This window comes from Streptomyces sp. 11-1-2 (assembly GCF_003595545.1).
Classification (GTDB): domain Bacteria; phylum Actinomycetota; class Actinomycetes; order Streptomycetales; family Streptomycetaceae; genus Streptomyces; species Streptomyces hygroscopicus_B.
On sequence record NZ_CP022545.1, the window covers coordinates 9,253,659 to 9,273,290 of the forward strand.

A 19,632-nucleotide genomic window follows, 5' to 3' on the forward strand; every position below is an offset into this window, starting at 1 on the left:
CCGGCGGCGCCGCCACACCCCGGCGCACGTCGCCGCAGCGCCTGAACAGGGGAGAGGAGAGCGCCGCCATGACCGACCACGGCCCGCAGCCGGTGGAACGCGAGTTGCCCACCGAGGAGGCCCGCGACCTGATTTCGCTCGTCCGCGAGCTGATCGAACGGGAGATCAAGCCCCGGGCCGCCGAGGAGGAGGCCGCCGGGCGCTTCCCCCGCGAGCTGTTCACCCTGTTGTCCGAGTCCGGGCTGCTGGGGCTGGTCCAGCCCGAGGAGTTCGGTGGTGGCGACCAGCCGTACGAGGTCTATCTGCAGGTCCTGGAGGAACTCGCGGCGGCCCGGCTGACCGTCGGCCTCGGCGTCAGCGTCCACACCCTGGCCTGCCACGCCCTCGCCCGCTACGGCAGCAAGGAGCAGCGGGCCGAGCACCTTCCCGCGATGCTGGGCGGCGGTCTGCTCGGCGCGTACTGCCTCTCCGAGCCCTCCTCCGGCTCCGACGCGGCCGGGCTCACCACCCGGGCCACCCGTGACGGGGACACCTGGACGATCGAGGGCACCAAGGCGTGGATCACCCACGGCGGAATCGCCGACTTCTACACCGTGCTCGCCCGCACCGGCCCCGAGCGCACCCGGGGCATCAGCGCCTTCCTCGTCCCCGCGGGCACCCCCGGGCTCTCGGCGGCCGCACCCGAGCACAAGATGGGCATGGCCGGTTCGCCGACCGCCCAGATCCATCTCGACGGGGTGCGGGTCCCCGACGCACGCCGCATCGGCGAGGAGGGCCAGGGGTTCGCGATCGCCCTGTCCGCCCTCGACGCGGGCCGTCTGGGCATCGCGGCCTGCGCCGTCGGCGTCGCCCAGGCGGCGCTGGACGAGGCGCTCGCCTACACCGCGCAGCGGCGGCAGTTCGGCCGGCCGATAGCCGACTTCCAGGGGCTGCGCTTCATGCTCGCCGACATGGCCACCCAGATCGAGGCCGGGCGCGCCCTGTACCTGGCGGCGGCACGGCTGCGGGACGCGGGGCGGCCGTTCTCCAAGCAGGCGGCGATGGCCAAGCTGTTCTGCACGGACGCCGCGATGCGGATCACCACCGACGCCGTCCAACTGCTCGGCGGATACGGCTACACGGCGGACTTCCCGGTCGAGCGCTATATGCGCGAGGCGAAGGTCCTGCAGATCGTGGAGGGCACCAACCAGATCCAGCGGGTGGTCATCGCCCGCGCTCTCGCGGGACCTGAGACCGGCTGAGCCGGGGGTTCTGAGACCGGCTGAGCCGGGTGTTTCGGTGGGGGGCGCGGCATGCGCCCCCGCCGTTCGCCTACCGCCGCGTCACCGGGGAGCGGACCGGCTGTGAGCCGGGGCCGCCGAGGTGTGAGAACGGCTGCGTCCGCCAGTCCAGGCCCGCCGGAAGGGTCAGCAGCAGCGCGGCGTCCCGCTCCCGCGCCTCCAGCGACGCGTCGGCGGGGGCGGCGTCGGCCGCCCGGCGGCCGGTGCCGGCGCAGACCGTGAGCCCGAACGGGTCCCACGGGGAGGAGCAGAGCGCGTGCTCGGGAAGAACGTCCTCGTCGGCGAGGAGCGCGATGGGGCGCGCGCAGTCCGGGCAGATCACCCGGAACATCTCATAGGTGTCGTTGTGCTCGTCGGTATCGATGTCGCCTGTGTCGAGGCGCTCGAGCTGAGGCATGTGTTTCCCCCTCGGGTGGGCTGGTCGGGCGCGTCGGCCTCGACCACAGCAAGCATTTCCCTCGCGGCCGCATAGGTAATCGCGGCAACTCATAGGACACCCATGAGGAGATGTGGTGTTCGTCACATGCCTGGTGCAGGTGCGGCGTACGGGCGTCTCTGCCCGGTGTGCCCACCCGTTGTGCCGGAGCCCTCCCGACCACATAAGGTGATCGGCTGTGGAGGAGTTGGACAGACAGATCGTGGAGCTGCTCGTCAAGGACGGCCGGATGAGCTACACGGACCTGGGCAAGGCCACCGGCCTGTCCACATCGGCCGTGCACCAGCGGGTTCGCCGCCTCGAACAACGGGGCGTGATCCGCGGCTATGCCGCCGTCGTGGACCCCGAGGCCGTCGGGCTGCCTCTCACCGCGTTCATCTCGGTCAAACCCTTCGACCCCAGCGCGCCCGACGACATCTCCGAGCGGCTTGCCGAGGTGCCCGAGATCGAGGCGTGCCACAGCGTCGCGGGCGATGAGAACTACATCCTCAAGGTGCGCGTCGCCACCCCGCTGGAGCTGGAGCACCTGCTCAGCCGGATCCGCTCGCTGGCCGGAGTCTCCACCCGCACCACCGTGGTCCTCTCCACGCCCTACGAGGCGCGCCCGCCGCGCGTCTGAACGCCCGGCCTCTCTTTGCCGGGCCCCCTTCCCAGCCCCCTCATCTGATACCCCCCGAGGCAGCCCGCCGTGAACGACCCGACCCCCGCCCAGGCCCCCGAAGGCCGTACCGTCCTGCTGCGCGGAGGTGAGGTCCACAGCCCCGCCGACCCGTTCGCGACCGCGATGGTCGTCGAGCGCGGCACCATCGCCTGGGTCGGCTCCGAAGGGGCCGCGGACAGCTTCGCGGACGGCGTGGACGAGATCATCCCGCTGGACGGGGCACTGGTCACCCCGGCGTTCACCGATGCGCATGTGCACACCACCGCGACCGGGCTCGCCCTTACCGGACTCGATCTCACCGGCGCCCGTACGCTCGCCGACGCGCTGGAGCGGGTGCGCGCCTTCGCCGCCGCCCGCCCCGCCGACCGGGTGCTGCTCGGCCATGGCTGGGACGCCGCCCGCTGGCCCGAGGGACGGCCGCCGTCGCGGGCCGAACTCGACGAGGCGACCGGCGGCCGCCCCCTCTATCTCACCCGCATCGATGTGCACTCCGCCGTCGTCACCACCGCCCTCCTCGACCGCGTCCCCGGCGTGTCGGACCTGGTCGGCCACCGCGCCGACGCCCCCCTGACCGGCGCCGCCCACCACGCCGTCCGGGCCGCCGCCCACGCGGCCGTAACCGAGCGGCAGCGCACCGACGCCCAGCGGGCCGCCCTGGCCCGCGCGGCCTCGCTCGGCATCGGCTCCCTCCACGAATGCGCCGGGCCCGACATCTCCTCCGAGGACGACCTCACCGGGCTGCTGAAGCTTGCCGCCGGGGAGCCGGGACCGCGGGTCCACGGCTACTGGGCGGAGGCCGCGAGCAGCGCCGCCGACCTGGACAAGGTGCGCGAACTCGGCGCCATCGGCGCGGCGGGCGACCTCTTCGCCGACGGGGCGCTCGGCTCGCACACGGCGTGTCTCCACCAGCCGTACGCCGACACGCCGCACACCGGTACCGCCTATCTGGACGCGGCGGCCATCGCCGCCCATGTCATCGCCTGCACCGAGGCCGGGATCCAGGCCGGATTCCACGCCATCGGCGACGCCGCCGTCACGGCCGTCGTCGAGGGCGTACGGGCCGCCGCCGACAAGGCCGGGCTCGCCCGCGTCCGCGCCGCCCGCCACCGCGTCGAACACGCCGAGATGCTCACTCCCGGGACCATCGCGGCCTTCGCCGACCTCGGCCTCACCGCCTCCGTCCAGCCCGCCTTCGACGCCCTGTGGGGTGGCGAGGAGGGCATGTACGCCCAGCGGCTCGGCCCCGGGCGGGCCCGCACCCTCAACCCGTACGCGGCGCTGCTGCGCGCCGGTGTGCCCCTGGCGCTCGGCTCCGACAGCCCGGTCACCCCGCTCGACCCCTGGGGCACCGTGCGCGCCGCCGCCTTCCACCGCACCCCGGAACACCGGATCTCCGTCCGCGCCGCCTTCACCGCTCACACCCGCGGCGGCTGGCGGGCCATCGGGCGGGACGACGCGGGCGTCCTGGTGCCCGGCGCGCCCGCCGACTACGCGATCTGGCGGACCGGTGAACTCATCGTGCAGGTGCCCGACACGCGGGTCGCCGGATGGTCGACCGACCCCCGCTCCGGCACCCCCGGCCTGCCCGACCTCACCCCCGGCGGTCAACTGCCCGTCTGCGTGCGCACGGTGGTGGGCGGACACACCGTCCACCTCCGGCCGGACGAGTGACGCGCGGGCGCCCCGTACCGCCGAACGATGAGCCCCCGGCCTGTCGTGGCATCTGAACATCGTCCGTACTGACCTGGTCATTTGAGGAAACGGCGCAGGTCATGTGGCTGTTGACAGGGTGCGGTCGGTGGCCGGTAGGTTCGGCCTCGTCCACCACTGGACGCCCGACCGGGGAATCTTCACGCAGTCGTCGAACGCCGCTGGGCCAGAGGGAGACGCGCCGCCGCGGTGCGCCGCCACTGGGAGCCAGGTCCAGCGCACGGGGGCGAGGGAGGGATCGCCGGGTCGGCAGGTGCGACCCGGGAGGGGCCCGGACGCTCAGTAGACAACGGCTCTCGGTCGATCCGCAGCCAGCGGGTCCCAGGTCGGCCCGAAGGGCGTCGGGCCCCCACTCCGCACGCGCACACCGGCGGACCGTCCCCCGACGCGGGGGCGGGGCCGCCGCCGGGCGAGGAACCCCCGCCATGGCCGAAGCGTTTCCATAGCCCGAGGTCACAATCCGCACCTCGGGACAACTTCTGGGCGCCCGCGTTATACGGTCACTTCACCACAGCACGACCTGTAGGAAGGCCGCACCGTGCCATCGGGTTCCGACACCACCGCCGAAACCGCCCCCACCGGGCCGGACGCAGACCGTCCGGGTCCGCGGTCCGGCCCCGCCGTCACGCCGCCCACCGGCGGCGCCGTCGAAGGCGGTGACACCGCCGAGGGCGGCCAGACCGGGACCGCGGCGCCCGCGACCGCGTCCGAGCCGTCCGGCGGAGAGCGGCGGCCCGGCCGGCTGCGCCGTCTGGGCCTGCTCGCCCGCCGTGAGGCGCGGCGCAGCGCGTTGGCGGCGGTCAGTGGGCTCGCGCTCGGCCTCGCCTTCCCGCCGTTCGGGGTGTGGCCGTTGTCCCTGGTGGCCGTCGCCGCCCTGGCCCTGCTCACCCACGGCCGGACCGCGCGCCAGGGCGCCTGGACGGGCTTCGCCTTCGGGGTGCCGTTCTTCCTGCTGCTGCTGAAGTGGCTCAGCGTCGTGGGCTGGGACGCGGTGATCGGCCTGTCGGTCATCCAGGCGGCCTTCCTCGCGCTGATGGGGGCGGGCCTGGCCCTGGTCTCCCGGCTGCCGGTACCGGCCCTGTGGCCGCTGTGGACGGCCTGTCTGTGGGTCGCCGAGGAGTGGGCCCGCGACCGGGTGCCCTTCGGCGGCTTCCCCTGGGGCCGGCTGGCCTTCGCCAATACCGGCTCGCCCTACACCCCGCTCGCCGCGCTGGGCGGCGCCCCGCTGGTCACCTTCGGCGTCGCGCTGACGGGCGGGGCGCTCGCCTCCGCCGCGCTCGTCCTGTGGCGGCTGCGCCGCGCCGGGGGCCTCTCGCCGCGCGGCGCCCTGCCCGCCGCCGGGGCCGTGGCCGTCGCCGCCGCCGTGACGGTGACCGGATTCGCGGTGCCCATCCCCACCGCCGCCGACGACTCGGTCGACATCGCCGTCGTCCAGGGCAATGTGCAGCAGGCCGGGATGGACTTCCTGGGCCGCCCGATGAAGATCCTCAATAACCATGTGAACGCGACCCTGGACCTGGCCAAGGACGTCAAGGCGGGCCGGATCGCCAAGCCCGATCTCGTCATCTGGCCGGAAAACGCCTCCGACCTCGATCCCTTCCAGTATCGGGAGGCATACGCCCGGATGGACGAGGCCGTGAAGGCGATCGGCGTTCCGGTGCTGGTCGGCGCCCTGGTCGACCATCCGACCAAACAGGGCTATGTGGAGAACCAGGGCATCGTCTGGGACCCGAAGAGCGGCCCCGGCGCCTCGTACACCAAGCAGCACCCCGTGCCCTTCGGTGAGTACGTCCCCTTCCGCCAGCAGCTCAGCAAGATCATCACCCGGCTCCAGCGGGTGCCCCGCGACTTCTACCCCGGCGACCACACCGGCGTGCTCAAGGTCGGCCCCGCCCGGCTCGGCGATGTGATCTGCTTCGAGGTCGCCTACGACGAGATCGTCCGCGACACGGTCAACGCGGGCGCCCGGGCGATCGTCGTCCAGACCAACAACGCCACCTACGGGCGCAGCGGCCAGCCCGAGCAGCAGCTGGTCATGTCCAAGCTGAGGGCGATCGAACACGGTCGGCCGGTGATCACCGCGGCCACGAGCGGGATCAGCGCCGTGGTCTCCCCGGATGGCAGGATCGAGCAGCGGACGAAAGAATTCACGCGAGATGTGCTCACCGCGCGCATCCCGCTGCGTGACGGCAAGACCCTGGCCGACCGCGTCGGTGCGATCCCCGAGTGGGTGCTCGCTATGGTGGGCGTTCTGTCCTGCGCGGCCGCGATCACGATCGGCCGTCGGGGACGTACGGACGAGAAGGGGCAGTAGCCGTGAGCGACGCACGCGAGGCCGAGGAGCCGCGCCGGAGCAACGACCGTGATGATTCGTCTCACGGGCGGAGAAGCGAACAATCCGACGCCGTGAGCGACGCACGCGAGGCCGGAGAGCCGAGTGCGAAGGCTGGTGAGTCGAGCGCGAAGGCCGACGAGCCGGGTACCGGAGCCGCGGAGCCCAGCACGAAGGCCGACGCGCCGTTGGCCGAAGCCGACGAGCCGCGCACCGACGGCGCGGATGCGGAGCCGGGCCGCGAGCGTCAGGACGACGGTGGCCGGCGGAAGTATGGCCCGCTCGGTACGACCTTGGTGATCATCCCGACCTATAACGAGGCGGAGAACATCAAGTCGATCGTCGAGCGGGTCCGGGAGTCGGTTCCGGACGCGCACATCCTCGTCGCGGACGACAACAGCCCGGACGGTACCGGCAAGGTCGCCGATGAGCTGGCCGCCGAGGACGACCGCGTCAAGGTGTTGCACCGCAAGGGCAAGGAGGGCCTCGGCGCCGCCTATCTGGCCGGGTTCCGCTGGGGCATCGAGCACGGCTACGGCGTGCTGGTGGAGATGGACGCCGACGGCTCCCACCAGCCCGAGGAACTGCCCCGGTTGCTCACCGCGCTCAAGGGCGCGGATCTGGTGATCGGTTCCCGCTGGGTGCCCGGCGGCCGCATCGTCAACTGGCCCAAGTCCCGCGAGTTCATCTCCCGGGGCGGCAGCACGTACTCCCGCCTTCTCCTCGATGTGCCGATCCGCGATATGACGGCCGGCTATCGCGCGTTCCGTAAGGAGACGCTCGAGGGCATCGGCATGGACGAGGTCGCCTCCCAGGGCTACTGCTTCCAGATCGACCTGGCCTGGCGGGCCATCAAGGCGGGCTTCCATGTCATCGAGGTTCCGGTCACCTTCATCGAACGCGAGCGCGGCGAGAGCAAGATGAGCCGCGACATCGTCACGGAGGCGGCCTGGCGGGTCATGTCCTGGGGCGTGGGCTCGCGGGTCAACAAGATGCTGGGACGCAAGGAGCCGTAAACCCGGCTCCGGGCCCCCGGGCCGGGCTTACGGTCCCGCCGGGTCCGAATCTCCGGTCCTCCGCCTTCGCGCTCGGAGTAGTCCCGCAGGCGTCCTTCCGTCCCGTACCGGACACTTGAGGCGGAAGGAGGCGGAACATGGCTAAAGCGACCACGAAGAGCGGGAAGTCGACGGCGCGCGGCATGGCGGCCCGAGGGAGCGCCAAGTCGGGCAGCATGGAGATGCGGACCAAGGAGGATCTGTACCGCGAGGCCCAGAAGGCGGGCATCGAGGGCAGGTCCCAGATGTCCAAGAGTCAGCTGATCTCGGCACTGCGCCACCGCTGACCACGGGACCGAGCGCGTCTCGGTCTCAGCGGACCCCCGGGACGGTCAGCACCGTGAGCAGTGCCGTCCCGGCGACCAGCCAGGCGACGTAGTCGCCGATATGCCCGGACTGCAGCCGCCGTACGGGCGCGAGTAGCGCGGCCGTCCCGGTGTGGACCGGCCGCCGTACCGCCAGTGTGGCCAGGGTGATGGCGAGGGCAGTGGAGAGCAGCCCGAGCAGGATCCCGGTCGCCTGCCAGTGCGGCGGCACGGACGCCGGGACGGCCGTGGCGCGTCCGTCGAGCACCGACCGCCGGTAGCCGCCGGTGTCGGTGAACAGCGCCCCGGCCCGGCCCACCGCGGACGCGACGGCCGGGATCACCCCGATGGCCAGCGACGCGGCCAGCAGCACGGCGGGCACCGCCAGCAGCGGCACCGGGATCTGCCCGAGGCGGCGGCCGGTCTCGGGCTCCTCCTCGCCGGTGGTCTCCGGGCCGCTCTCCTGCCCGTCCCGGGGCCGCCGCCCCACTCCGGCGAAGATCCGCAGCCCGGCGCGCAGCACCGCGCCCCCGGTCACCGCCGACACCAGGACGTAGAGCGCGGGCAGCCATGCGGCGGTGTGCCCCGCGGCCTCCTCGGCGACGGCCTTGCCGAGCCCGGAGCCGAACGGCGGCAGCCCGCTCAAGGCCAGACCGCCCACCGCGAACAGTGCCCCGACCTCCGGCAGCTCCCGGGCCCGGCCGAACAACTCGTGCTCGTCCACCGACGCGTACCGGTCCAGCAGCACCCCGGCGCAGGCGAAGAGGGCCGCCTTCACCCCCGCATGGCCGAGGACGTACAGCGCCGTGCCCGAGATCCCCTCGGGGGTCAGCACGGCGACGCCGATCAGGAACAGCCCGGTGTGGGAGACGGTCGAGAACGCCAGCAGCCGTTTGAGATGGCGCTGCTGCCAGCACATCACCGCCCCCAGCAGGGCCGTGAGGACGCCCAGCACCAGCAGGGCGCGGGTGAAGTCGGGGTGGGAGAGACCGCCGGGCCCGGCGAAGACCGTCCAGTAGACCCGGGCGACCCCGTAGACACCCAGCTCCACCATCACCCCGGACAGCAGCATGCACACGGGCGTCGGGGCGACCGCGTGCGCGTCCGGCAGCCAGAAGTGGAACGGGACGGCGGCCGCCTTCACCAGCAGACCCGTCGTCACCAGGACGAACGCGGCGAGCACCAGCCCGTCCGGCCCGCCCGCGTCCAGCTTCCGCCCGATCTGCGCGAACCCCAGCTCCCCGGTGCGCGCGTACAGCAGCGTGATGCCCAGCAAGGTGACGTAGGCGCCCAGGGAGTTCACCACCCCGAAGGCCAGCGCGCCCTGCAGCGGCTTGGGCTCCTCGACCCGGAAGCCGGTCAGCGCGTAGGCGACCACGCCCATCAGCTCGAAGAAGACGAAGGCGTTGAACAGATCGCCGGTCAGCGCGAAACCGCACATGCCCGCCTGGAACACCAGGATCAGCGCGGGGAAGGAGCCGGTGTGGCGGCGCGGCGGCTGCTCGAAGTAGCGCCAGGAGTAGAGGAGGACGGCGACGACGAGCAGCGAGGCCAGCGCCGCGAGCCCGGCGCCCAGCGGATCGCCGACCAGCACGATGCCCGCCGCGCCGCCGCCCACCGGCCGCCAGCCGCCCACCCACTCCACCGGATACGCCTCCGGCCCGGGATGACCGGCCCGGAACAGCACCAGGAGCGCCAGTACGGCGGTGACGGTCGCGAAGGCGCAGCCCAGAACGTCGGAGGCGAACCGGGGCAGCCGCCGTCCCGTGGCAACCAGCACCGCCGCGCCCATCAGCGGTGCCGCCACCACCAGCGGCAGCAGTCGCGCGGTGTCCACCCGGTCAGCCCTTCAGCTCCGACAGGGCGTCCGGGTCGACCGTGCCATGGCGTTTGCGGAGCTGGACGACGAGCGCGAGCAGCAGCGCGGTCACGGTCGCGCCGACCACGATGTCGGTGAGGGCCAGCGCCTGGACCACCGGGTCGACCACCCGGCTGTCGGTGGGCGCGTCGGCGAAGACCGGGGCGGTGCCGCCGTTGCGGTAGCCGACGGCGAGCAGCAGCACATAGGTGGAGGACTGGGTGACCGCCAGGCACCCCACGGCATGGATCAGGTTCCGGCTGGTCACCAGCCCGTACACACCGATCAGAAAGATCCATCCGGCGACCAGGTACGGCAGGACCGTCACGCTCGCTCCCTCTCGTCGTCTCCGTTGTCTCCGCCGTCTCCCGCGCCGCGCGGGCTCCCGTCGCCCTCCCCGGGCTCCTCGATCTCCACGGCCTGGTCCAGGAAGCGGGCCAGCAGGACCACGACCCCGCTGGCGACCTCCAGGCCGACGGCCGCGTTGAGCACCGGCACCGTGCCGCCCGAGGACAGGGTCGCGAAGGTCCCGAACGGCAGGACGTTCGCGAGGAACGCCGCCCCCGCGAGGACGGCCGCGAGCCCGGTGATGACATAGGCCACCTCGCCCGCGGCCTCCCCGATCTCGTAGAGCGTCAGCGGCCGGACCCGCTCCAGGGCCCGGTAGTCGGCGGCGATGTAGAGCAGATGCAGCGCGGTGGCGGCGACCACCCCGCCCTGGAAGCCGCCGCCCGGGCTGATCTGACCGTGCGCGATCACATACAGCCCCACCAGCAGGGCGAGCGGCAGCATCAGCAGCGCGAACCGGCGCACCCGTGGGTGGACCACGGCGGGCTCGGGATCCTTGCGGTGCTCGTCCCGGGCCTGGCGCAGCAGCACCACGGTGCCGAGGACGGCGGAGAAGAAGATGGTCTCCTCGCCGAGCGTGTCGAAGGCGCGCAGATCGAAGTTGACGGACGCGATGACATTGGCCGTGTGATGGCTCAAGGAGGCGTGCACGGCCCGGACGCCGTACGGGTGGTGGCCGGTGCCGGTGCCGAACGCCGGCAGGCCGAAGCAGGCGACGGCGAACAGCACGGCGAACCCGGCGGCGCCCACCAGGAAGACCCACAGCCGGACCCGGGCGCTCATCGCTCACGGCCCGCCCGCTGGTCCGCGCCGTCGCCGTCCCCCGGGCGCCGTCGCACCTTGCGCACGGTCAGCAGGATCATCAGCGGCGTCACCGCGGAGCCGACGGCGAGCTGCGAGAGCGCGACGTCCGGCGCCTGGAGGAAGGTGAACAGCAGGGCCAGCGCGAGGCCGAGGAAGGACAGCACCAGCGTCTGCCGCACCGGGTCCCGGTTGAGCACGGCGGCGGTGGCGGCGCCCGCGACCAGCAGCAGCGCGACGACGATCAGCACATCGGTCATGCCGTGATGCCCCCGTTTCCGCCGCGGGCGCTGGTCACCACGCTGCCCGCGATCAGCAGCGCGCCGATCAGCAGCAGCTTCGCCATGGCCCGGCCGGGCCCGGTCGCCACGCACAGCGGCAGCACCGTGGCGGGCACCCCCACCAGTGCCGTCCACCGCACCAGCCGCGAGTCGGGCAGGACGCCCAGAAAGCGGGCGTAGATCAGCGTTCCGGTCGGGCCGAGCACGCTGACCACCAGCGCCACATCGGTGTACGAGGTCCGGTGGAAGCCCTGCGCGGCCAGCAGCAGCACCAGCCCGGCCAGCAGCGAGGTGAGGTTCTGGCCGATCAGCCGGTCCTTGGGCGAGCCGTAGGCGATCCGCCACAGCACCGGCACCAGCGCGAGCAGCGGCACCAGCGCCGCCACCAGCCAGCCCTCGGAGGTGCTCACCGGCCCGTCACCGCCCGTCGCCCGGCGCGGGCGAGCAGGGCGGCGGCCAGCGCGGCGGCCGACCCGACCAGGATCTCCAGGGGGTCGACGGTGCCGATCAGCACCAGCCAGATCCCGGCCAGCGCCGCCCACCACACCAGGACCTCCAGCACACCCGTCATTCGACACCTCCGCCGACAGCGGGTACCCGGACCGCCACCGCCGATTCCCCGCGGATTCCGTCCGGTCTCCTTCGGGTCCTCTTCGTGTCTCTTCGGAGTCCTCCTTGGACTCCTCTTCGGACTCCTTTCCGGCTGCTGGAGCCTCTGGGACACCTCGCACGTTGGAACCCATGAGATCCCCTCGATCCCCTTGGCCACGCGGCCCCGGGCTCCGTTTCGCGCACGGGTCCGGGCACACTTGGAGGCATGATGACCGGCGCATCCCAGCAGAGCGACCCGACCCGCCCGAAGCGCTCACGCGCCCGCACCTTCGTGCCGCTGGGGATCGCCGCCTGGCTGGTTCTGGAGATCTGGCTGCTGACATTGGTGGCGGACCTGGCCGGTGGGCTGACCGTCTTCCTGCTGCTGGTCGCGGGCGTGGTGGTGGGCGGGGCCGTGGTCAAGCGCGGTGGCCGCCGGGCGTGGCAGAGCTTGGCCGGGTCGATGCGGCCGGGCGGCGCCGAGGAGCCCTCGGTGCGGCCCGGAAGCTCCTTCACCATGCTCGGCGGGCTGCTGCTCATGGTGCCGGGGCTGATATCGGACGTGGCCGCGCTGGTGTGTCTGTTCCCGCCGACCCGGGCGCTGCTGCGACGCCGCGCGGAGAGTGCGCTGTCGCGCCGGATGGGCTTCGTCCCCGGATCCCCGTCCGACCCCTTCCTTCAGGCCCGTGAGGAGTGGGAGCGCCGGGGCGGACAGGCGCGCGCGGAGCGGGGCACGGTCATCCAGGGCGAGGTGATCAAGGACGGGGACGACCGGGACCGGGACGGCGATGGAGAGCCGGGCCCCGGGCTGCGGCCACGCGACCGGGGCTGACTGAGCGCTCCGCCGGATGTGCCGCGCCGTGCCGTCGGTCGTACTCAGGGCCGGGGCCGGGCCACCGGCGGCCACAGCCCCACCCGACGCCGATGCCACCGCGGAGGCCGACGCCAACGCGAACAAGGGCCGGGGCCACTGCTCAGCAGTGGCCCCGGCCCTTGTTCTCTCAGTGCTGCCGCTCGGATTCAGGCAGACTTACGTGTCGTGTCCCGCGGATGCACGGCGATGTTCATGGCGCCGGAGCGCAGGACCGCCAGCCGCTCGGCCAGCACCTCCTCCAACTCCTCGCGGGTGCGCCGCTCCATGAGCATGTCCCAGTGCGTGCGCGCAGGCTTGCCCTTCTTCTCCTCAGGTCCGTCGCCGTCCACCAGGAGTGCCATGGCGCCGCACGCCTTGCACTCCCACTCCGGCGGGATCTCCGCCTCTACCGAAAACGGCATCTCAAATCGATGGCCGTTCTGGCATGCGTACTCCACCGCCTGGCGCGGGGCCAGATCGATGCCGCGGTCGGTCTCGTAGCTGGTCACCACGAGTCGCGTGCCGCGGAGAGCTCGCTCACTCATGAATCGTGCCTCCCGGGCTTGTCGCCCACAGGACAGGTGTCGCTGTCGTCGTCATCCGGTCAACGTCCGGTCGGCGGTGAAGATTCCCGTATTGGGACATGCGTCGCCCGTCGTGCCGCCCCGTTGTTCTACCCACAGGCGCCCGGTTTGTCACATCTGGCAGCAGATGTCACCCAGCGTTTCTGGTACTTTAGCGCGCAGTAACGGTCCGCCTGGTAGGCCAAGGGCGTACACTACCGCCCCGATCGCGCCAGCCCTAAATCAGGTCCCGGACCTGGGGCTCGGCACCGCCGCGCGCCATGATCCCGGGGCCCGGCGTCCCGGTGGGCGCGGGAATCGCGAAGACACGCAGGAAGAACTGCGACAGCGGCCCGATGGTCAGCGCGAACAGCACCGTACCCAGTCCCACCGACCCGCCCAGGGCGAAGCCGGTGGCCAGCACCGCCAGCTCGATCCCGGTCCGCACCAGCCGGAGCGACCACCCGGTGCGCCGGTGCAGCCCCGTCATCAGCCCGTCCCGCGGGCCCGCCCCGAACCGCGCCGAGATGTAGAGCCCGGTGGCCGCGCCGCACAGCACGATCGCGAAGAGCAGCATCGGGATCCGCACCGCCAGCGACTCCTGCTCCGGTATCAGCCACATGGTGGCGTCCATCACCGGCCCGAGCACCATCACGTTCGACACTGTGCCGAGGCCCGGTCGCTCACGCAGCGGGATCCACAGCAGCAGCGCGACGAGGCCGACGACGACCGTCACCGTGCCGATCGACAGCGGGGTGTGCTCGGCGATGCCCTGGTGGAAGGCGTCCCAGGGGTCGAGACCGACGGCGGCGCGCAACTGGAGCCCCATGGACGCGCCGTACAGGACGAGCCCCACGTAGAGCTGGACAAGGCGGCGTGGAAGGCGATCGGACAATGCGAGCTCCTGGTGTGAGTGGCCTGCGGCATGTCACTCTGTGGCCTGGAACCAGTCCAGTTCTACGGCCAATTTCCGAAAGGTGGACCGCTTTCGATGAGTCCATGGACGTCCGCGGTCGGCGCACCCCAACTGGCCCGGCTGCTCGGGTCGCAGCACACCCGTGACGGCGTGGCCGCCGGGGCCGCGGCCTCACTGACCGGGGGCCGCCGCGTCCCCGCCTACCGCTCCCTGGCCGACGGCGTACGGCTGCTCATCCTGGAGGGCCGGGTTCCGGTCGCGGCACGCCTCCCCGCCGAGCGCGAGCTCGCCGCGGCGCTCGCGGTCAGCCGCACCACCGTCGCCGCCGCCTATGAGGCGCTGCGCGGCGAGGGGTTCCTGGAGTCCCGGCGCGGCGCCGGGAGCTGGACCGCCATGCCCGCCGGAAGCCCGCTGCCCACCCGGGGGCTCGATCCGCTCCCGCCCGAGGCCGCGGCGTCCGTCATCGACCTCGGCTGTGCCGCGCTGCCCGCCCCTGAACCGTGGCTCACCCGCGCCATGCACGGCGCCCTGGACGAACTGCCGCCCTACGCCCGCACCCACGGCGACTACCCCGCCGGGCTGCCCGCCCTGCGCCAGGCGCTCGCCGACCGCTACACCGCGAGCGGCATACCGACCATGCCCGAGCAGATCATGGTCACCACCGGCGCCATGGGGGCGGTCGCCGCCGCCTGCCGGCTGATGGTCCGGCCCGGGGAGCGGGTCGCCGTCGAATCACCCAGCTACGCCAACATCCTCCAGCTGATGCGGGAGGCGGGCGCCCGGCTGGTACCCGTCGCGGTGGCCGACCAACTCGGGGGCTGGGACATCCCGGCCTGGCGCCAGGTCCTCAGCGCCGCCGCGCCCCGGCTGGCCTATGTCATCGCCGACTTCCACAACCCCACCGGCGCCCTGGCCACCGAGGAGCAGCGCCGGCAGCTCGTCGACGCGGCCCGCGCCGCCGGAACGATCCTGATCGCCGACGAGACCATGACCGAGCTGCGCCTGGACGACGAGGTGGCGCTGCCCCGCCCGGTCTGCGCCTTCGACCCCGGGGGCAGCACCGTGATCACCGTCGGCTCGGCGAGCAAGTCGTTCTGGGCGGGGTTGCGCATCGGCTGGGTGCGCGCCGCGCCCGATGTCATCCGCAGCCTGGTCGCCGCCCGCGCCTACGCGGATCTGGGCACCCCCGTCATCGAACAGCTCGCCGTCGCCTGGCTGCTGAACACCGGTGGCTGGGAGGAGGCCATCGAGGTGCGCCGGGCACTCGCCCGCGGCAACCGTGACGCGCTCGTCGACGCCGTCCGACGCCATCTGCCCGACTGGGAGTTCACCGTCCCGCACGGCGGGCTCACCCTCTGGGCCCGCACCGGCGGCCTCTCCGGCTCGCGCATCGCGGAGGCGGGCGCCCGGCTGGGGGTCCGGGTGCCGTCGGGGCCCCGCTTCGGGGTGGACGGCGCGTTCGAGGGGTACGTACGGCTTCCGTTCACCGTCGGGGGAGCGGTCGCCGAGAAGGCCGCCACCCGGCTCGCCGCCGCCGCCGACCTGGTGGCCTCGGGCGCCACGATCGAGGCCGAGTCGCCCCGTACGTATGTGGCCTGACCCGCCGGGACGTGCCCGCCGCGACGTGACCCGCCGGGACGTGCTTCGGCGGGTCACTCCGGCCGGTCACCCCGACGGGTCATCTGCCGACGGGTGCCGGGGCCGTGGGCGCCGCCGGGTCCGGAGCGGGGAGCAGCCGGAGCACCGCCTGCCGCTCGGCCTCGCTCACCGCCTCGTCGTACGGATCGGGCGTGGCCGGCACCTGGAGGCGGTGCACCGGGCCCGCGCCGAGGCGGGCATAGCCGCGGCCGGGAGGCACCTCGGGCGTCGGCGTGGTGTGCGGCGGCGTCCCGAGGACGGCCGTGACCTGCTCGGAGGAGACCGGGCCCAGCACCACCCGGGCCCGGGTGTGGCGCCGCACGGCGTCGCTCAGGCCCTCCGCGGCATCCAGCTGATCGGCCACCACGACCCGTACGTTCGCCGCCCGTCCGTGCCGCAGCGGCACGGCCAGCAGCTCCTGCGGGTCGGTGCGGCCGTCGGCCGCCGCGAGCTGGCTCATCACCGACGGCCGGTCCAGCAGGATCCACAGCGGGCGCTGGATGTCGTCCGGCGGCGAATGCCCCAACTGGCGGGCGCGGTTGGCGCCGATCAGCCGGCGCTCGGTCTCATGGCCCGCCCACTCCAGCGTGGCCAGCATCCCGGCCAGCCCGGACTCCACCGCGAGCACCCCCGTCCGCCCGCCCAGACACGCGTACTCGCCGGTGCCGCCGCCGTCCACCACCAGCACCTCGCCATGGGGCAGCGCCTGCAGCGCGATGGAGCGCAGCAGGGTCGTGGTGCCGCTTCCGGGCTGGCCGAGCGCGAGCAGATGCGGTTCGGTCGACCGCGGGCCGGTGCGCCAGACCACCGGCGGTACGTCATGGGTCTCCGGTCCGTCCCCCGCCGCCCGCTCGACCCCCGTGCTCTCCTCGCAGCGCTCCGGCTCCGCCAGTACCGGCAGCGTCCGCTGCACCGACGACGGGTCGGTGAAGCCCAGCACCGTCTCGCCGGGCGCGGTGACGAAGCGCTGGGCGTGGATCGCGGTGGACAGGGCCGGCAGCACGGTCAGGTTGAGGCCGTTGGCCTCCTCGTCCCACTCGAACAGATATTCACGGCCGCGTCCCGACTTCGCGTACAGCAACTGCTCGACCCGGGTGCGGGCCGCGGGCTCGCCGTCGGTGAAGTAGGCGGGGTAGCGGAGCCGCAGTCGGGTGAGCCGTCCGTCCTCGTCGAAGGCGAAGGAGTCGAACACCGTGGACCAGTCGCCGCCGTGGCTGTAGAGCGGGCTGGGGTCCTCGGAGGCGGAGAAGTACGGCACCAGGGCCTCGTAGAGCGTGCGCAGCCGCTCGGCCCCGTCCGTGCCGGGCGTCCCCGACGCGGCGGGGGCGCGCCCCCGCCCGGCCCAGCCCGCCGCGCCGATCAGGCTGATCGCCGCCGTCAGTGGCCCGTACGGCAGCAGGAAGAGGACGAAGCCGCAGGCGATCACGAGGACGAACACCGGTCCACGGCGGTCGCCCGGCAGTTCCATCCACTTCCGCCGCCCGGTGGCGGCGAGCAGGCGCATCCCCCGGGAGAGCGCGACCAGAGGGTGGAGGACATCGGCGACGCCGTCGGCCGCGGTGCGGGCGAACGCGCGGCCACGGAGGAACGGGATGAGCGGGGTGCCTTCGGCGCCGCCGAGGCGGAGTCGGGGGAGCGGTCTCCGTGCCACGTCAGATCTTGATCCCGCCCAGGAGGCTGGCGAGGCTCGCACCGCCTGCCTTGATGCTCGGCGCGATCGCGGTGGACGCGAGATAGAAGCCGAAGAGCGCGCAGATGATGGCGTGCGACCCCTTCAGCCCGTCCTTGCGGAAGAAGATGAAGACAACGATGCCGAGCAGTACGACGCCGGAAATGGACAGGATCATCACGGTCTCCTGGCTGATGGGGGACGGTCAGTCACCATGAGTGGTTCCAGGATCACAGCATGTATCCATCGGGCGAAAGGTGCAATTGGGTGGATTATCGGTGTAATCATCACCTTGGAGGCGTGGTGCTCCGAGCCGACCGCCTCCTCCCGCGGGGGTGGCCACCTCCTCGGGCGGCTCGGTCGCCGTCCTTAGGGTGGGTGATCACATACCGAGGTAGCGAAGCCGGAGGCGACAGGTCATGACCCAATCGAACCCCGAGAGCGAGCCCGCCCACGACCCGGAGGTGCTGCAACTGGCGGCCAAGGTCTTCGACCTGGCCCGGCAGGGTGACACCGATACGCTCGCCGCCTACGTGGACGCGGGCGTCCCGGCCAACCTCACCAACGACAAGGGCGATTCCCTGCTCATGCTCGCGGCCTACTACGGCCACCCCGCGGCGGTGTCGGCCCTGCTGGAGCGCGGCGCCGACCCCAATCGGGTGAACGAACGGGGCCAGACGCCCATCGCCGGGGCCGCGTTCAAGGGCGAGGAGGAGGTGCTGAGGGTGCTGCTGGCCAAGGGCGCCGACCCGCGCTCCGGATCGCCCTCGGCCGTCGAGACGGCGCGGATGTTCGGGCGGGAGGATCTGCTCGCGCTCTTCCAGGCGCCGGGCGCGGAGTAGCGGGGCCGCGCGGCGGCGGCCAGGGGCGGCTTCCGTCGGCCCGTCGGTTGCCCTTGACGGTCGGACGCCATTGACCGTTCAAAAGGTGAAGCGCGAGACTTCATTCAGACCGTGAGTTAAGCGATGAAACCAGTCGGCGTCAAGAGCGGCCGCGTCAGGTAGGTTCGGGCAGGGGGAAGGAGCCCGATGGGTCAGATGAACCGACGGACCGTCCGCGACCTGCGGCGCGGCAACCGCTCGACGCTGCTGCGCCAGTTGTACTTCCAGGGCCCGGTGAGCCGTCAGGAACTGGGGACGCTCACCGGGCTCAGCTCCGGTTCGGTCAGCAACGTCGTCGGCGAACTGCTCGCCGACGCACTGGTGGAGGAGGCCGGGTCCGTCGAGTCCGACGGCGGCCGCCCTCGTACGCTGCTGCGGGTCGCGCCGGGCAGCGGCCATCTCATCGGGGTCGACGTCGGCGAGACCCATGTGCGCGTGGAGCTGTTCGACCTCATGCTGACCGAACTGGCGCGGTGGGAGCATCCGCTGACGCCCGGCGGGCTGGAGAGGGACCCGGAGCCGGTCGTCGGCCACATCCTGACCGGCCTCGAAGCGGTCGTCGCCAAGAGCGGCACGGAGCCGGAGGCGGTCATCGGCGTCGGGGTCGGTGTCCCCGGTGTGGTCGAACAGGGCGACGAGGTCCTCGTCCACGGCCCGACCGCCGGCCGGGACGCGGTGCCGCTGGAGCGGCTGCTGCGCACCGGCACCGATCTGCCGCTGTTCATCGACAACGGCGCCACCGCGCAGGGGCAGGCCGAGATGTGGTTCGGGGCGGGCCGTGGCGCGGACAACGCGGTGATCGCGCTGATCGGCTCCGGCGTCGGCGCGGCCATCGTGACCGCCGGGGCGCCGTACCGGGGCGCGACCAGCAGCGCGGGGGAGTGGGGGCACACGGTCGTCCAGGTCGGCGGGCGCGCCTGCCGATGCGGTGCGGTCGGCTGCCTGGAGGCGTACGTGGGGGCGCAGGCGGTGCTCGACCGCTACGGGCGCGCGGCGCGCGGCGACCGCACGGGGGCGGGTGGTGCGGACGGTGCCGGTGAAGGCGGCGCGGACGGTGCCGGTGAGGATCAGCAGGCCGCGTTCGCCGCGGTCGTAGGGGCCGCCGGAACCGAGGCGCGGGCGCGCGAGGTGCTGGAGGAGACCGCCGCCTACCTCGGCGCCGGTATCGCCGATCTGATCAACCTCTTCAACCCCGAGCGGATCATCCTCGGCGGCTGGGCCGGACTGCTCCTCGGCGGCCGGGGCCTCCCCAGAATCCGGGCCGCCACCGCCTCCTACGCGCTGCACCGGCCGTACGCGCAGACCGAGATCGGGCTGGCCGAACTGGGGCCCGACGCCGTGGCGCTGGGTGCGGCCACCCTCCCGCTGGCACACTTCCTCGCCACCGGCGGAGCGCGCTGAGGGTTCGACTTCTGTCGGTTCAGGGGGAGTTGGGTCAGGGCCCGTCTCAAATT

At 72.9% G+C, this 19,632-nt stretch carries 21 protein-coding genes; 10 read left to right on the top strand and 11 right to left on the bottom strand.

The annotated features are described in order from the left end of the window. Positions 1-68 precede the first annotated feature (68 nt). Positions 69-1,241, top strand: coding sequence for an acyl-CoA dehydrogenase family protein (locus CGL27_RS39880; RefSeq protein WP_119992421.1), 1,173 nt, complete (start codon positions 69-71; stop codon positions 1,239-1,241). 70 nt (positions 1,242-1,311) lie between these two features. Here CGL27_RS39880 and CGL27_RS39885 read toward each other — a convergent pair whose 3' ends face one another. Then, the gene (locus tag CGL27_RS39885) at positions 1,312-1,677 is read right to left on the bottom strand and encodes a hypothetical protein (RefSeq protein WP_078639721.1); all 366 of its coding nucleotides are present in this window, start codon (positions 1,675-1,677) and stop codon (positions 1,312-1,314) included. Positions 1,678-1,894: 217 nt separating this feature from the next. Here CGL27_RS39885 and CGL27_RS39890 point away from each other — a divergent pair, with 217 nt between their 5' ends. The 5 genes from CGL27_RS39890 (at position 1,895) to CGL27_RS39910 (ending at position 7,761) form a co-directional block, all read left to right on the top strand. Then, positions 1,895-2,335: an Lrp/AsnC family transcriptional regulator gene (locus tag CGL27_RS39890; RefSeq protein WP_020866923.1), complete on the top strand. Its 441-nt coding sequence runs from the start codon at positions 1,895-1,897 to the stop codon at positions 2,333-2,335. A 69-nt stretch (positions 2,336-2,404) separates the two neighbouring features. After that, positions 2,405-4,048 (top strand): amidohydrolase, encoded by a 1,644-nt coding sequence (locus tag CGL27_RS39895; RefSeq protein ID WP_119992422.1) that lies wholly within the window; start codon positions 2,405-2,407, stop codon positions 4,046-4,048. Positions 4,049-4,625: 577 nt separating this feature from the next. Next, positions 4,626-6,401 carry an apolipoprotein N-acyltransferase gene (lnt, locus tag CGL27_RS39900; protein ID WP_119992423.1) on the top strand — a complete coding sequence of 592 codons (1,776 nt, stop codon included), beginning with the start codon at positions 4,626-4,628 and terminating at the stop codon, positions 6,399-6,401. A 311-nt stretch (positions 6,402-6,712) separates the two neighbouring features. Beyond that, a complete protein-coding gene (locus CGL27_RS39905; protein ID WP_208522365.1) occupies positions 6,713-7,435 on the top strand; it encodes a polyprenol monophosphomannose synthase in 723 nt (240 codons plus the stop codon). Between the two features lie 137 nt (positions 7,436-7,572). Continuing rightward, positions 7,573-7,761, top strand: a complete 189-nt coding sequence (locus CGL27_RS39910) for a Rho termination factor N-terminal domain-containing protein (protein WP_059146576.1) — start codon at positions 7,573-7,575, stop codon at positions 7,759-7,761. A gap of 25 nt (positions 7,762-7,786) precedes the next feature. Here CGL27_RS39910 and CGL27_RS39915 read toward each other — a convergent pair whose 3' ends face one another. From CGL27_RS39915 to CGL27_RS50450, 6 genes are read right to left on the bottom strand one after another with little or no spacing between them, the layout of a single operon-like run. After that, positions 7,787-9,616 (bottom strand): complex I subunit 5 family protein, encoded by a 1,830-nt coding sequence (locus tag CGL27_RS39915; RefSeq protein ID WP_205587828.1) that lies wholly within the window; start codon positions 9,614-9,616, stop codon positions 7,787-7,789. A gap of 4 nt (positions 9,617-9,620) precedes the next feature. Beyond that, positions 9,621-9,965, bottom strand: coding sequence for a sodium:proton antiporter (locus tag CGL27_RS39920; protein WP_078639718.1), 345 nt, complete (start codon positions 9,963-9,965; stop codon positions 9,621-9,623). Then, positions 9,962-10,768 (bottom strand): MnhB domain-containing protein, encoded by an 807-nt coding sequence (locus CGL27_RS39925; RefSeq protein WP_119992424.1) that lies wholly within the window; start codon positions 10,766-10,768, stop codon positions 9,962-9,964. The genes CGL27_RS39920 and CGL27_RS39925 overlap by 4 nt, the downstream gene beginning before the upstream one ends. Then, positions 10,765-11,046 carry a DUF4040 domain-containing protein gene (locus CGL27_RS39930; RefSeq protein WP_119992425.1) on the bottom strand — a complete coding sequence of 94 codons (282 nt, stop codon included), beginning with the start codon at positions 11,044-11,046 and terminating at the stop codon, positions 10,765-10,767. Before CGL27_RS39930 ends, CGL27_RS39925 begins: the two co-directional genes overlap by 4 nt. Beyond that, the gene (locus CGL27_RS39935; protein WP_078639715.1) at positions 11,043-11,477 is read right to left on the bottom strand and encodes a monovalent cation/H+ antiporter complex subunit F; all 435 of its coding nucleotides are present in this window, start codon (positions 11,475-11,477) and stop codon (positions 11,043-11,045) included. Before CGL27_RS39935 ends, CGL27_RS39930 begins: the two co-directional genes overlap by 4 nt. Then, entirely contained in the window at positions 11,474-11,638 is a 165-nt protein-coding gene (locus CGL27_RS50450; RefSeq protein ID WP_162953178.1) for a hypothetical protein, read from the bottom strand. The genes CGL27_RS39935 and CGL27_RS50450 overlap by 4 nt, the downstream gene beginning before the upstream one ends. 249 nt (positions 11,639-11,887) lie before the next feature. Here CGL27_RS50450 and fxsA point away from each other — a divergent pair, with 249 nt between their 5' ends. Then, positions 11,888-12,490 (top strand): FxsA family membrane protein, encoded by a 603-nt coding sequence (gene fxsA / locus CGL27_RS39940; RefSeq protein ID WP_107438991.1) that lies wholly within the window; start codon positions 11,888-11,890, stop codon positions 12,488-12,490. Between the two features lie 188 nt (positions 12,491-12,678). Here the strand turns inward: fxsA and CGL27_RS39945 are convergent, their stop codons facing one another. Together CGL27_RS39945 and CGL27_RS39950 are read right to left on the bottom strand one after the other, a co-directional pair. Continuing rightward, on the bottom strand, positions 12,679-13,056 hold the full coding sequence (locus tag CGL27_RS39945; protein WP_078639713.1) for an RNA polymerase-binding protein RbpA: 378 nt from the start codon (positions 13,054-13,056) through the stop codon (positions 12,679-12,681). Positions 13,057-13,312: 256 nt separating this feature from the next. Continuing rightward, a complete protein-coding gene (locus CGL27_RS39950) occupies positions 13,313-13,969 on the bottom strand; it encodes a hypothetical protein (protein WP_119992426.1) in 657 nt (218 codons plus the stop codon). Between the two features lie 96 nt (positions 13,970-14,065). Here CGL27_RS39950 and CGL27_RS39955 point away from each other — a divergent pair, with 96 nt between their 5' ends. Further along, positions 14,066-15,589, top strand: a complete 1,524-nt coding sequence (locus CGL27_RS39955; protein ID WP_078639711.1) for a PLP-dependent aminotransferase family protein — start codon at positions 14,066-14,068, stop codon at positions 15,587-15,589. Between the two features lie 79 nt (positions 15,590-15,668). Here CGL27_RS39955 and CGL27_RS39960 read toward each other — a convergent pair whose 3' ends face one another. Beyond that, positions 15,669-17,279 (bottom strand): hypothetical protein, encoded by a 1,611-nt coding sequence (locus tag CGL27_RS39960; protein ID WP_119992427.1) that lies wholly within the window; start codon positions 17,277-17,279, stop codon positions 15,669-15,671. 1 nt (position 17,280) lies between these two features. Then, on the bottom strand, positions 17,281-17,475 hold the full coding sequence (locus CGL27_RS39965) for a hypothetical protein (protein ID WP_059146566.1): 195 nt from the start codon (positions 17,473-17,475) through the stop codon (positions 17,281-17,283). Between the two features lie 241 nt (positions 17,476-17,716). Between CGL27_RS39965 and CGL27_RS39970 the strand changes: the two genes are divergently transcribed. Both CGL27_RS39970 and CGL27_RS39975 read left to right on the top strand, forming a co-directional pair. Then, a complete protein-coding gene (locus CGL27_RS39970; RefSeq protein WP_119992428.1) occupies positions 17,717-18,139 on the top strand; it encodes an ankyrin repeat domain-containing protein in 423 nt (140 codons plus the stop codon). A gap of 186 nt (positions 18,140-18,325) precedes the next feature. Further along, a complete protein-coding gene (locus CGL27_RS39975) occupies positions 18,326-19,579 on the top strand; it encodes an ROK family transcriptional regulator (protein ID WP_119992429.1) in 1,254 nt (417 codons plus the stop codon). The last annotated feature ends 53 nt before the right edge of the window (positions 19,580-19,632 follow it).

Coding starts and splice junctions, on each gene's coding strand:
- CGL27_RS39880 (WP_119992421.1), top strand. CDS start 69: ATGACCGACCACGGCCCGCAGCCGGTGGAACGCGAGTTGCCCACCGAG.
- CGL27_RS39885 (WP_078639721.1), bottom strand. CDS start 1,677: ATGCCTCAGCTCGAGCGCCTCGACACAGGCGACATCGATACCGACGAG.
- CGL27_RS39910 (WP_059146576.1), top strand. CDS start 7,573: ATGGCTAAAGCGACCACGAAGAGCGGGAAGTCGACGGCGCGCGGCATG.
- CGL27_RS39925 (WP_119992424.1), bottom strand. CDS start 10,768: ATGAGCGCCCGGGTCCGGCTGTGGGTCTTCCTGGTGGGCGCCGCCGGG.
- CGL27_RS39930 (WP_119992425.1), bottom strand. CDS start 11,046: ATGACCGATGTGCTGATCGTCGTCGCGCTGCTGCTGGTCGCGGGCGCC.
- CGL27_RS50450 (WP_162953178.1), bottom strand. CDS start 11,638: ATGACGGGTGTGCTGGAGGTCCTGGTGTGGTGGGCGGCGCTGGCCGGG.
- fxsA (WP_107438991.1), top strand. CDS start 11,888: ATGACCGGCGCATCCCAGCAGAGCGACCCGACCCGCCCGAAGCGCTCA.
- CGL27_RS39945 (WP_078639713.1), bottom strand. CDS start 13,056: ATGAGTGAGCGAGCTCTCCGCGGCACGCGACTCGTGGTGACCAGCTAC.
- CGL27_RS39955 (WP_078639711.1), top strand. CDS start 14,066: ATGAGTCCATGGACGTCCGCGGTCGGCGCACCCCAACTGGCCCGGCTG.
- CGL27_RS39965 (WP_059146566.1), bottom strand. CDS start 17,475: ATGATCCTGTCCATTTCCGGCGTCGTACTGCTCGGCATCGTTGTCTTC.
- CGL27_RS39970 (WP_119992428.1), top strand. CDS start 17,717: ATGACCCAATCGAACCCCGAGAGCGAGCCCGCCCACGACCCGGAGGTG.
- CGL27_RS39975 (WP_119992429.1), top strand. CDS start 18,326: ATGGGTCAGATGAACCGACGGACCGTCCGCGACCTGCGGCGCGGCAAC.